General features: G+C 71.0%; 11 protein-coding genes. 5 read left to right on the plus strand and 6 right to left on the minus strand.

All coding sequences use genetic code 11. The features are described 5' to 3' along the window. On the minus strand, positions 1-1404 hold a 1404-nt coding region (locus ACFW2E_RS28745; RefSeq protein WP_384469976.1), incomplete at its 3' end, for a cation:dicarboxylate symporter family transporter. Positions 1405-1576: 172 nt separating this feature from the next. Here ACFW2E_RS28745 and ACFW2E_RS28750 point away from each other — a divergent pair. Both ACFW2E_RS28750 and ACFW2E_RS28755 read left to right on the plus strand, forming a co-directional pair. After that, a complete protein-coding gene (locus tag ACFW2E_RS28750; RefSeq protein WP_384469977.1) occupies positions 1577-3214 on the plus strand; it encodes an ATP-binding protein in 1638 nt (545 codons plus the stop codon). Then, positions 3211-3906: a response regulator gene (locus ACFW2E_RS28755; protein ID WP_384469978.1), complete on the plus strand. Its 696-nt coding sequence runs from the start codon at positions 3211-3213 to the stop codon at positions 3904-3906. Before ACFW2E_RS28750 ends, ACFW2E_RS28755 begins: the two co-directional genes overlap by 4 nt. 27 nt (positions 3907-3933) lie before the next feature. Here the strand turns inward: ACFW2E_RS28755 and ACFW2E_RS28760 are convergent, their stop codons facing one another. Then, a complete protein-coding gene (locus ACFW2E_RS28760; protein WP_384469979.1) occupies positions 3934-4491 on the minus strand; it encodes a hypothetical protein in 558 nt (185 codons plus the stop codon). 420 nt (positions 4492-4911) lie between these two features. Here ACFW2E_RS28760 and ACFW2E_RS28765 point away from each other — a divergent pair, with 420 nt between their 5' ends. Further along, positions 4912-5622, plus strand: coding sequence for an XRE family transcriptional regulator (locus tag ACFW2E_RS28765; protein WP_384469980.1), 711 nt, complete (start codon positions 4912-4914; stop codon positions 5620-5622). 39 nt (positions 5623-5661) lie between these two features. Here ACFW2E_RS28765 and ACFW2E_RS28770 read toward each other — a convergent pair whose 3' ends face one another. From ACFW2E_RS28770 to ACFW2E_RS28780, 3 genes are all read right to left on the minus strand, one after another. Continuing rightward, a complete protein-coding gene (locus ACFW2E_RS28770) occupies positions 5662-6687 on the minus strand; it encodes a 6-phosphofructokinase (protein ID WP_384469981.1) in 1026 nt (341 codons plus the stop codon). 291 nt (positions 6688-6978) lie between these two features. Then, positions 6979-7707 (minus strand): type 1 glutamine amidotransferase, encoded by a 729-nt coding sequence (locus ACFW2E_RS28775; RefSeq protein WP_384469982.1) that lies wholly within the window; start codon positions 7705-7707, stop codon positions 6979-6981. A gap of 20 nt (positions 7708-7727) precedes the next feature. Further along, the gene (locus tag ACFW2E_RS28780; RefSeq protein WP_384469983.1) at positions 7728-8966 is read right to left on the minus strand and encodes a MurT ligase domain-containing protein; all 1239 of its coding nucleotides are present in this window, start codon (positions 8964-8966) and stop codon (positions 7728-7730) included. A gap of 149 nt (positions 8967-9115) precedes the next feature. On the opposite strand from ACFW2E_RS28780, the gene def reads away from it, so the two are divergent. Next, positions 9116-9655 carry a peptide deformylase gene (def, locus tag ACFW2E_RS28785; RefSeq protein ID WP_384469984.1) on the plus strand — a complete coding sequence of 180 codons (540 nt, stop codon included), beginning with the start codon at positions 9116-9118 and terminating at the stop codon, positions 9653-9655. Positions 9656-9687: 32 nt separating this feature from the next. Here def and ACFW2E_RS28790 read toward each other — a convergent pair whose 3' ends face one another. Beyond that, entirely contained in the window at positions 9688-10332 is a 645-nt protein-coding gene (locus tag ACFW2E_RS28790; RefSeq protein WP_384469985.1) for a TetR family transcriptional regulator, read from the minus strand. A 169-nt stretch (positions 10333-10501) separates the two neighbouring features. Here ACFW2E_RS28790 and ACFW2E_RS28795 point away from each other — a divergent pair. Continuing rightward, positions 10502-11679, plus strand: a 1178-nt coding sequence (locus tag ACFW2E_RS28795; protein WP_384469986.1) for an acyl-CoA dehydrogenase family protein, incomplete at its 3' end; no start/stop codon positions are given.

Raw genomic sequence — 11679 nt, forward strand, 5'->3', positions numbered from 1 at the left:
CGCGAGTTCCTTCTCGCCGTTGCCGCTCTGCTCCGGCAGCCCGGACGCGCCCGCGGCCTCGTTCTCGTTCTCGTTCTCGTTCTCGTTCTCGTCCAGCAGGGTCGTCTCGTCGAAGGGCAGCTCACCGGCGAGGACCCGCTTCACGCGGTCCCGGTCGATCTCCTTGGTCCAGGTGCCGATCAGGACGGTGGCCACGGAGTTGCCGGCGAAGTTCGTCAGGGCGCGCGCCTCGCTCATGAAGCGGTCGATGCCGACGATCAGGCCCACGCCGTCGACCAGGGCGGGCTTGTGCGACTGCAGACCGCCGGCCAGGGTCGCGAGTCCCGCGCCGCTGACGCCCGCCGCACCCTTGGAGGCCAGCAGCAGGAAGAGCAGCAGCGGGATCTGCTCGCCGACCGACATCGGCGTACCGAGCGCGTCGGCGATGTACAGGGACGCCATGGTCATGTAGATCATGGTGCCGTCGAGGTTGAAGGAGTAGCCGGTCGGGACCGTGATGCCGACCACCGGCTTGCTGACGCCCAGGTGTTCCATCTTCGCGATGAGCCGCGGCAGCGCGGACTCGGAGGAGGAGGTCGACAGGATCAGCAGGAACTCCCGTCCCAGGTACTTGAACAGCGAGAAGACGTTCACCCCGGAGACGACCCGCAGCAGCGCGCCGAGGACGACGAAGACGAACAGGACACAGGTCACGTAGAAGCCGAGCATCAGCACGGCGAGGCTCTTCAGCGCGTCCAGACCGGCCGAACCCACCACGGCGGCGATGGCACCGAAGGCGCCGACCGGGGCGGCCCACATCACCATGGCGAGGATGCGGAAGACGAGCCGCTGGACGTGCTCGACACCGCGCAGCACGGGCCGGCCGACCGGACCCATCGCCTGCAGCGCGAACCCGGTGAGCAGCGCCACGAGCAGGGTCTGCAGGACCTGTCCCTCGGTGAACGCGGAGACGAAGGTCACCGGGATGATCGACAGTACGAACTCGACGGGCGGCAGCGCGTCCGCGGACACCTGGTCGTGCCCGGTCGCCTTGAGCGCGTCGGTCAGATGCAGTCCGTCGCCCGGGTGCAGGACGTTGCCGACGACGAGACCGATGCCCAGCGCCACGAGCGACATCACGAGGAAGTAGCCGAGTGCGATACCGCCGACGGCACCGACCTTGGCGGCCTTCCGGACGGATCCGATGCCGAGCACGATCGTGCAGAAGATGATCGGCGAGATCATCATCTTGATCAGGTTCACAAAGCCGGTACCGAGGGGCTTGAGCTCGACCCCGAGGTCGGGCCAGATGAGACCCACGGCGATACCGAGCGCCACCGCGGCGATGACGGCGATGTACAGGTAGTGGGTACGGTCCCGCTTCACAGCGGGCGCGGCAGGTGCCGTATCGGGGCTGGCGGTCACGGCTGCCCTCCTTGACGTCTTCGTCGGCAACACACCGGCGTGCGGCTCACGTCCGGGGGTTCGGGGAATGCCGTGACTATCTCCCGCCCTGTGAGGCCGGTCACCCTTCCGTTCATTTAGTTCACGCTCGACTCGTTCGGTTCACGCCCGACCGCGGAGGCACACTGACGGCATGCGCTTCCCCTCCGTCCCCCGACCCCGCAGCCTGGCCGGCCAGCTCTTCGCCATGCAGGCCGTGCTGATAGCGGTCGTGGTGGCCGGGTACGCGCTGTTCACCTACGTCAGCGACCAGCGGCAGGCCGAGGACGCGGCGGCCCGTCACGCGACGGCCGTGGCCCGCTCGATCGCGGACTCCCCCTCGGTCCGCTCGGCCATCCACACCGCCGACCCCACCGCGGAGCTTCAGCCCTACGCCCTCCAGGTGATGCGGGACGCGGACGTCGACTTCGTGACGATCATGAACCCGTCCGGCATCCGCTGGACCCACCCCGAGGAAAGGCAGATCGGCAGGCACTTCCTCGGCCGCATCGGCCCGGCCCAGCACGGCCACACCTTCACCGAGACGTACACCGGCACACTCGGCCCCTCCGTCCGCGCGGTCACGCCCGTCGAGGAGAACGGCCGCGTCATCGGTCTGGTGAGCGCCGGCATCAAGGTCGAGGCGATCAGCAAACGGGTCCGGGGCCAGGTCACGGCACTGCTCGCGGTGGCGGGCGGCGCCCTGCTGCTCGGCGCGGTCGGCACGTACGTGGTCAACGCCCGTCTGCGCCGCCACACCCACGGCATGAACGCGACCGAGCTCAGCCAGCTGCACGACTACCACGAGGCCACGCTGCACGCGGTGCGCGAGGGGCTGCTGATGCTGGACGGCCAGTACCGCGTGGCGCTGATCAACGACGGCGGCCGGGAGTTGCTGGGCGTCGCCGCCGAGGAGGACGTGATCGGCACATCGGTGGCGGACCTCGGGCTGCCGGCCCCGCTGACGGGCGCCCTGCTCGCCTCCGAGCCCAGGGTGGACGAGGTGCATCTGACGGCGGACCGGGTGCTGGCGGTGAACACCTCGCCGGTGTCGGGCGGCGAGCGCCGCGGCACGGTCGTGACGCTCCGGGACGTTACCGAACTACAGTCCCTGATGGGCGAGCTGGACTCGGAACGCGGCTTCACCCAGGCCCTGCGCTCCCAGGCGCACGAGGCGGCGAACCGTCTGCACACGGTGGTCTCACTGATCGAACTCGGCCGCGCGGAGGAGGCGGTCGACTTCGCCACGGCCGAGCTGGAACTGGCCCAGGCGCTGACGGACCAGGTGGTGGCGGCGGTGGGCGAACCGGTCCTGGCCGCCCTGCTCCTGGGAAAGACGGCCCAGGCCAACGAGCGCGGCGTGGAACTGGTGGTCTCCGAGGACAGCCGACTGGACGACGGGGTCCTCCCGCCCGGCCTCCCGGCCCGCGACCTGGTGACCATCCTCGGCAATCTGATCGACAACGCGGTGGACGCGGCGCAGGGCAGCGTGCGGGCGCGGGTGACGGTGACGGCGTACACCCAGGGTCCGGAGCTGGTGCTGCGGGTGGCGGACACCGGCGGCGGTGTGGATCCGGCCCATGCCGAACTGGTGTTCCAGCGGGGGTTCTCCACCAAGCCGGCGGGACCGGGCGGGCGCGGGCTCGGACTGGCGCTGGTCCGGCAGGCCGTGCACCGTCAGCAGGGGACGTTGTCGGTGGCGGAGGCCGTCGGCGGTGGGGCGGAGTTCGAGGTGCGGTTGCCGCTTCGCACGGTGGCCGGGCCGTCCCCGGTGTCTGGAGGCAATGTATGACGAACGAGCAGGCCATCCGCGTCCTGGTGGTGGAGGACGACCCGGTGGCGGCGGACGCGCATGTCATGTACGTCGGCCGGGTGCCGGGATTCGTCGCCGTCGGCAAGGCGCACACCGGGGCGCAGGCGCGACGGCTGCTGGACCGCACACCGGTTGACCTGCTGCTGCTCGATCTGCATCTGCCGGATGTGCACGGCCTGCAGTTCGCGCGCTCCCTGCGGGCGGCCGGCCATCACGCCGACGTCATCGCGGTCACGTCGGCCCGCGATCTCGCCGTGGTCCGCGAAGGGGTCTCGCTCGGAGTCGTCCAGTACGTCCTGAAGCCGTTCACCTTCGCGACGCTGCGGGACCGGCTGGTCCGGTACGCCGAGTTCCACGCGGCCGCGGGCGAGGCGAGCGGCCAGGACGAGGTGGACCGGGCACTGGCCTCACTGCGGGCGCCCGGTCCGGCGGCGCTTCCGAAGGGGCTGAGCGCACCCACCCTGGAGCGGGTGACGGTCGCACTGCGGGAGGAGACGGAAGGACTCACCGCGGCCCGGGTGGCCGAGGCCGTGGGGATCTCCCGGATCACGGCTCGACGGTATCTGGAGCATCTGGTGGAGGCGGGAAGGGCCGCCCGCAAGCCGGTCTACGGCCAGGTGGGGAGACCGGAGCTGGTCTATCGCTGGACACCGGCGGCTCCGGGACGGTGAGGGCGTCGGCCCGGGAACCGACGCGTCTCACCCCGCCGCGCTTCCCGAGCCGAACGGCACGGCGTACAGCACGATGCACACCCCCAGACCCACGACCGCGAGCGCCTCGGTCAGGGAGACGATCAGGAGCCCCGGAGTGGGCGTGCCGGCCGCCCAGTACACGACCAGCGCACTCAGCGGCACCACGCAGAAGGCCAGCAGATCGACCACGCACTGCACGACCTTGCGCGAGAACCGGCGCGCGTCCCCGCGGTGCGCCGTCTCCCACCGGAAGATCTCCGCGCCCTCCACCCGGGCGGCTTCGGCGAGCCGGGGTCCCAGCTCGCCGCGTACATAGGCGCCTATCGCGGAGATCTTCTGGTCGTTGACGAGATACGTCCACCCGAGCACGACGCACACCGGCGGCAGCGCCAGCAGCATGGACGCCTGGCCGGCCTGCGCCGCTGCCGCGATCACGGCCGCCACGACGGTCAGGGTGACGTACAGCAGGTTGTCCCGGAACCCGATCCGTGTCTTCTGCTCTTCCTTGACCGTCTGGTACTCGGTGAGCAGCAACTGCCCCACGGTGACGTCTCGTTCCGGCACGCGAACCCCTTCCCCCGGCAGTACCCTAAGCGGACGAGGCGGCCCAGTGCGCCCCAACACCCATACTGCGCAGGCGCATTGACCCGACTGGACCACTTCGCTTGCCGTCGCACGGCGACCATCCCGGCCACCCCCGCAGTACGTCCGCAGGAGGTCACGCCCGTGCGCCCCAGGGCCCGGAGGAGGCCGCGCGACCGGCATGTACGGCAGGATCACCGGCGCCGAGTGGATCACCGGACCGCCACCCCGGGGCCATGGGCGGCAGGCTGGGCGGCGGTTTCGCGCCGGGCGGCGCCGAGGGATGAGCCCGTACCGGACCGCCGTCCGTCCCGACCGGCCGGAACCGTACGATTCCACAATCCGTGATCCTGGTCGAACAGACCGTAGCCGGCACCCTCGCGCACCCCTACGTTGTCCGCTGTGCGCCGATCCCCAGCTCCGCCGAACCAGCCCGGTCCCCCGTTCAACGCCCCGGCCGCCCGCAGGCTCCGGGCCGCTCTCGGCATGGCCGCCGAGCACGTCGCCCACGGCATGCGGGTCTCGTACGGGCTGCCGTACGTCACCCCTGATCTCGTCATCGCCTGGGAACGCGGGACCGCCGCCCCCGGCAGCCCGGAACTGACCGCTCTCGCCGGGGTGTTGTGGTGTTCGCCGGGCGAACTCATCGGCAGGCCGCGGACCCTGCGGGAGCACCGCGTCGCCCGTGGCCTCGCGCCGGAGGACGTGGCGCTGACCGTCGGCCTCGAACTGCTCGCGTATCTGCGGATGGAGGAGAACGACGAGTGGCGCGGCACCGAGCGGCAGTCGGCCGCGCTCGCGGGCCTGCTCGAACTGTCCCTGCCCGACTTCGTCACCGTCACCGGCCGCGAGGGGAGGCTGGGCGAGCTGCTGCGCAGCGCGGTCACCACGCGCTGGCAGGCCTATGTGCGGCCGGTGGGCCGGATGGTGCCGCTGGACCGGCGGCTCCTGGAGGACACCCTCCAGGAGCTGCACCAGGAGTACCACGGGCAGATGGTGGCCACGCTGAGCTGGGGCGGCACCAGTGCCGCGGAGGACTCGAGCGGCAACGGCCGTGACTTCCTCGACCGGATCGTGGACCACTTCTGGTCGAGGGTGGACGGTACGGCCTGAGCGGAGTGGCCGGGGACGGACCCGGACGGCCCGGACTGCCTAGAAGACCGACTCGGTCTCGTCCATCCGGTCCTTCGGCACCGTCTTCAGCTCGGTCACCGCCTCCGCCAGCGGCACCATCACGATGTCGGTGCCCCGCAGCGCGGTCATGCGACCGAACTCGCCCCGGTGCACGGCCTCCACCGCGTGCCACCCGAAGCGCGTCGCCAGCACCCGGTCGTACGCCGTGGGCGTCCCGCCCCGCTGCACGTGCCCGAGGATGACCGGACGCGCCTCCTTGCCCAGCCGCTGCTCCAGCTCCAGGGAGAGCTGGCGGGCGATCCCGGCGAAGCGCTCGTGACCGTAGACGTCCTTGCCGCCCTCGTCGAAGTCCATGGTGCCGGCCTTCGGCTTGGCCCCCTCCGCGGCGACGACGATGGCGAACCGCTTGCCCGCCTCGAAGCGCTCGCCGACCCGCTTGGCCAGCTCCTCGACGTCGAAGGGGCGCTCCGGCACGACGATGGCGTGGGCGCCGGCGGCCATCCCGGAGTGCAGCGCGATCCAGCCGGTGTGGCGGCCCATGACCTCCACGATCAGCACGCGCTGGTGGGACTCGGCGGTGGTCTTCAGCCGGTCCAGGGCCTCGGTGGCGACACCCACGGCCGTGTCGAAGCCGAAGGTGACGTCCGTGACGGCGATGTCGTTGTCGATCGTCTTCGGCACACCTACGATCGGCAGGCCGTTGTCCGACAGGAGGCGGGCCGCCTTCAGCGTGCCCTCGCCACCGATCGGGATGACCGCGTCCAGGCCGAGGTCCTGGAGGTGGCCCTTGGCCCGTGCCACGCCGTCGCGCAGATGCTCGGGACGGACCCGGGACGAACCGAGGATGGTGCCGCCGCGGGCCAGGATGCCGCCCACGGCGTCCAGGTCCAGCTTGAGGTAGTCGCACTCCAGAAGGCCTTTCCAGCCGTCCCGGAAACCGATGACCTCGTCGCCGTGGTCGGCGACGGCACGGTGCACGACGGACCGGATGACGGCATTCAGGCCGGGGCAGTCGCCGCCGGACGTGAGGACACCAATGCGCATAGCCCGAAATACCTTCTCAACGTGGGCCGAGGACCGGACCACGCTGTCCGGCTGGATCCCGGTCACCCTACCGGCGTCTGGGGGTCGCTCCGTAGCGGGCGTCCGCCGGCTGGACGCGCCCGCACATGTGAGCGGACGGCCTGTCAGGCGGGCCCTTCGACGACCATGCCGGAACGCGCTAAAAGGTGCCTTCAGTACCTCTGGAACGCGATGGTCGCGCGGGTGGCCGCGCGACCCCGCTGCGCAGTCTGCCGCGCAGCCCTACCCACGCGGTCTGCCGCGCAGCCGTACCTAGGCAGGCTGCTGAGCGGCCGCGATGCGCTCGTTGCGGAGCGCCTCGTACCAGCGGTCGTCGATCGGTGGCAGCGCGTTGACGTCCAGCGCCAGCTTCAGCAGCAGGTCGGCGATCTGCGGGTTGCGGGCGAGTACCGGCCCGTGCATGTAGGTGCCGAACACGGTGTCGTTGTACGCCCCCTCCGTGCCGTCCCCGGTGCCGTTGCCCTTGCCCAGGCGGACCTGGGCGAACGGGCGGGCGGTGGGGCCGAGGTGGGTGACGCCCTGGTGGTTCTCGAAGCCGGTCAGCTGGGGCAGGCCCAGGCGCGGGTCGATGTCCGCGAGGACGTCGCCGACGCACCGCTCGCCCGTTCCGCGCACCGTGGTGACGTCCAGCAGACCGAGGCCGGGCTCCCGCTGTCCGAGGTCGTTGACGAACTCGTGGCCGAGGATCTGGTACCCGGCGCACACCGCGAACACGATCGCGCCGTTCTGTACCGCCTGGTACAGGTGCCCGTCGCGACGCAGCCGCTCGGCGGCGAGCCGCTGCGGCCGGTCCTCGCCGCCGCCGATCAGGTAGATGTCGCCCGAGGTCGGGATCGGCTGGTCGCTGCGCACGTCCAGCCGGGCCACGTCGAGGCCGCGCTGGCGGGCCCGCCGCTCGACGACGAGCGCGTTGCCCTGGTCGCCGTAGGTGCTGAGCAGGTCCGGGTAGATCCACACCAGCCGCAGTTGGTTGTCGCTCATGAAGTGATCGTCCTCCCTGTTCAGTTGCCGACGATCCGGCGCAGGTCCTGGAACGCGGTGTAGTTCGCGATGACCTCGATACGGCCGGGCGGGGCCTGCTGGACGGCCTGGTCGAGGTTCTCGCAGACCTGGAAGTGCTGGTTGGCGACCTCCAGACGCACCGCGAGATCCAGCTTCCGGTCGCCGATCACGAAGATCGGGTGGCCGGTCAGGCGCGTGTAGTCGACGTCCCACAGCCAGGAGGTGTCGGTACCGTCGGCGCCGCGCGCGTTCACCGACAGGATCACCGGGGTCGGCGGCGGGTCGATCAGGGAAAACGTTTCCAGCCAGCCCGCGGGGTTCTTCGCCAGCAGCAGGCGCAGATCGCGGTTCTGGTACTGGACGACGTCGTAGCGCCCGGCGACGGCCTGCACCTGGTACATGCGCTCCAGGGCGACCTGCGGCGGGACGCCGAAGACGGCCGCGACGGCCGCGGAGCTGGCGGCGTTGGCCTTGTTGGCGCGGCCCGGCAGCTGGAGGTGGATCGGCCAGGCCGAGCCGTGCGGGTCGAGGACGTGGTCACCGGAGAGCGCCCAGCTCGGCGTCGGACGGCGGAAGCCGCACTCGCCGCAGAACCAGTCGTCTCCGGGGCGCTGCATCACACCGCCGCAGGACGGGCAGGACCAGGCGTCGTCCTTCCACATCTGACCGGCTGCGACCCAGATCACATTGGGGGAGGACGAGGCGGCCCACACGACCAGCGGGTCGTCGCAGTTGGCGACGATCACGGCCTTCGAGCCGGCCAGTCCCTCGCGCCAGTTCTCCGCGAGCATGCGGGTCTCGGCGGCGCGGTCGAGCTGGTCGCGGGAGAGGTTGAGCAGCGCGATGCACTTCGGGGCGGTGTCCCGGGCCACGCCGGCGAGGTACTTCTCGTCGACCTCGATCACGCCGAACTTGGCCTCCGACCCACCGGCCAGCGCCGAGGTGATGCCGGCCGGCATGTTCGCGCCGAGCGCGTTGGAGACGACCGGGCCCGCGGCGCGCAGCGCCTCGGCGATCAGCCGGGTGGTGGTGGTCTTGCCGTTCGTCGCCGAGACGAGCACGCAGTCCAGGTTCTGGGCGAGCCGCCCCAGGAGGTCGGGGTCGAGCCTCAGCGCCACCTTGCCGCCGATCACCGATCCGCTGCCGCGCCCCGCGGCGCGGGACGCCGCAGCGACCGCCTTGCCCGCGGTCACGGCGAGCTTGGCCCGCGGCGTGAGCGGGTCCGAGTTGCCTGCCATCAGTTCTCGATCCTCCTTGCGTACGCGCCGCGCCTGAGCCATTCGGCAACGTGGTGTGAGCATCAGCCTATCGAGATCCATTCGCACACCCGAATCCCGGTCCGACCAGCGCGGCGGTGGTGGGCCCAGGGAACCGTACCCTTGCCGCCATGCGACACGGATCCATTCCGGGCGCCCGCGGGCGCGTCCGGCCTCTCACCCTGCTCGGCGACCCGGTGCTGCACACGCCCTGCGCGGAGGTCACCGACTTCGGCCCCGAACTGGCACGGCTGGTGGAGGACTTGTTCGCGTCGATGTACGCGGCCCAGGGGGTGGGCCTGGCCGCGAACCAGATCGGCGAGGCCCTGCGGGTGTTCGTGTACGACTGCCCCGACGACGACGAAGTGCGGCATCTCGGACATGTGGTGAACCCGCGCCTGGTGGAGGCCGACGGAGTGGTGATCCGCGGGCCCGAGGGCTGTCTGTCCCTGCCGGGCCTGGAGGCCGGAACGGAGCGCTACGACCACGCGGTCGTCGAGGGATTCACGATGACCGGGGAGCCCGTCACCGTGCACGGCACGGGATTCTTCGCCAGGTGCCTGCAGCACGAGTACGACCACCTGGAGGGCCGGGTGTACGCGGACCGTGTGACGGGCCTGCGCCACCGCAGGCTGATGCGCCGGGTCAGGCGCGCCTCCTGGCACCGGTGAGCTCCCCCGCCGCAGGGGCGGGGGAGCGGGGGTCAGAAGCCCGGACCGCCCACCTTGTCCCCGGCGGCGGCCAGGCGTCCCCAGAGCAGGTCGGCCAGACTCCGCACCAATTCCGTGCGGGAGCAGGGCCGTTCCCCGAGCCACCAGTCGCCGGCCGCGTGCATCATGCCGACGATCCCGTGCCCCCAGACCCGGGCCAGCTGCTGGCTCCCCGGCCCCAGGTCCAGCCGGTCCTCGATGACCTGGGCCAGCTCCTCGCCCATCCTGCGGAGCAGCGGTGCGGAGTGCTTGCCCACGTCGAAGCCCTGGTCGCCGCCCTGGCCGCCCTCCGCGGGGTGCATCAGGAAGCGGTAGACCTGGGGCCGTGCCTCGATCGCCGCGAGATAGGTGTCCAGCGTGGCCTCGACCCGCTCGCGGCGGTCCGCGGGGGCGTCGAGCGCCGCCCGGAGCGAGTCCAGCAGCGCGTCGGTGTGCCGCTTGGCGAGGGCGGCGTACAGTCCGCCCTTGTCGCCGAAGTGGCGGTAGAGGATCGGCTTGGTGATGCCCGCCTCCGCGGCGATGGCGTTCATCGAGGCGTGCGGGCCGTCGCGCAGCACCACCCGGTCGGCGGCCTCCAGGAGCTCGCGCCGTCGGCGGTCGGCGGACCTCTGCTGATCGGTCCGCTGTGTGGTGTCCATGAGCTCTCCCCACCCGTGCTGTTTCGGTGACGCCTGCGCAAACTAACACTGTCGGTGCCCCTGACATCGAACGGGATGCCGAGAGGGCCTCAGGAGTTGACTTTTCCTACTCGCGGGTAACAGACTTTGGTTACCGCTAGTAACACGCACTGCCGCCGCTGGAGGGGACATGGCCGAGTTCACCATGGAGCTCAACGACGAACAGAAGGAGGTCCGGGACTGGCTGCACGGTTTCGCCGCCGACGTCATCCGCCCCGCGGCCGCCGAATGGGACGAGCGTGAGGAGACTCCCTGGCCGGTCATCCAGGAGGCCGCCAAGGTCGGCATCTACTCCCTCGACTTCTATGCCCAGCAGTACTTCGACCCCACCGGCCTCGGCATCCCGATGGCCATGGAGGAGCTGTTCTGGGGTGACGCGGGCATCGCCCTGTCCATCGTCGGCACCGGTCTCGCCGCCGTGGGCGTCCTCGCCAACGGCACCGAGGAGCAGATCGGCACCTGGATTCCCCAGATGTACGGCGACGCCAACGACGTCAAGGTCGCGGCCTTCTGCTCCTCCGAGCCCGACGCCGGTTCCGACGTGGGCTCCATGCGCACGCGCGCGGTGTACGACGAGGCCAAGGACGAATGGGTGATCAACGGCACGAAGACCTGGGCGACCAACGGCGGCATCGCCAACGTCCACGTGGTCGTCGCCGTGGTGGACCCCGGGCTCGGCTCCAAGGGCCACGCCTCCTTCATCGTGCCGCCGGGCACGCCCGGCCTCTCCCAGGGCCAGAAGTTCAAGAAGCACGGCATCCGCGCCTCGCACACCGCCGAGGTCGTCCTGGAGGACGTCCGTGTCCCCGGCTCCTGCCTGCTCGGCGGCAAGGAGAAGCTGGACGAGCGGCTGGCGCGGGCCCGCGAGCGGGCGAAGTCGGGCGGCGAGCGGGTGAAGAACGCGGCGATGGCCACGTTCGAGGCCTCGCGGCCGGCGGTCGGCGCGATGGCCGTCGGCACGGCCCGCGCCGCCTACGAGGTGGCCCTCGACTACGCCATGACCCGTGAGCAGTTCGGCCGGCCCATCATCGACAACCAGGGCGTCGCCTTCCAGCTCGCGGACATGCGGACGCAGATCGACGCGGCCCGGCTCCTCGTGTGGCGTGCCTCCTGGATGGCGGTCAACGGCAAGCCGTTCACCGCGGCCGAGGGCTCGATGTCCAAGCTGTTCGCCAGTGAGACCGCGAAGACGGTCACCGCCCAGGCGATCCAGATCCTGGGCGGCAACGGGTACACGCGCGAGTATCCGGTGGAGCGGTTGCACCGCGACGCGGCGAACTACACGATATTAGAGGGCACGAGCGAGAT

The organism is Streptomyces sp. NPDC058964, from assembly GCF_042741275.1.
Classification (GTDB): Bacteria; Actinomycetota; Actinomycetes; order Streptomycetales; family Streptomycetaceae; genus Streptomyces.

Excerpts from the sequence above, each read along its gene's own strand:
- ACFW2E_RS28750 (WP_384469977.1), top strand. The coding sequence starts at position 1,577 with ATGCGCTTCCCCTCCGTCCCCCGACCCCGCAGCCTGGCCGGCCAGCTC.
- ACFW2E_RS28755 (WP_384469978.1), top strand. The coding sequence starts at position 3,211 with ATGACGAACGAGCAGGCCATCCGCGTCCTGGTGGTGGAGGACGACCCG.
- ACFW2E_RS28770 (WP_384469981.1), bottom strand. The coding sequence starts at position 6,687 with ATGCGCATTGGTGTCCTCACGTCCGGCGGCGACTGCCCCGGCCTGAAT.
- ACFW2E_RS28775 (WP_384469982.1), bottom strand. The coding sequence starts at position 7,707 with ATGAGCGACAACCAACTGCGGCTGGTGTGGATCTACCCGGACCTGCTC.
- ACFW2E_RS28780 (WP_384469983.1), bottom strand. The coding sequence starts at position 8,966 with ATGGCAGGCAACTCGGACCCGCTCACGCCGCGGGCCAAGCTCGCCGTG.
- def (WP_384469984.1), top strand. The coding sequence starts at position 9,116 with ATGCGACACGGATCCATTCCGGGCGCCCGCGGGCGCGTCCGGCCTCTC.
- ACFW2E_RS28790 (WP_384469985.1), bottom strand. The coding sequence starts at position 10,332 with ATGGACACCACACAGCGGACCGATCAGCAGAGGTCCGCCGACCGCCGA.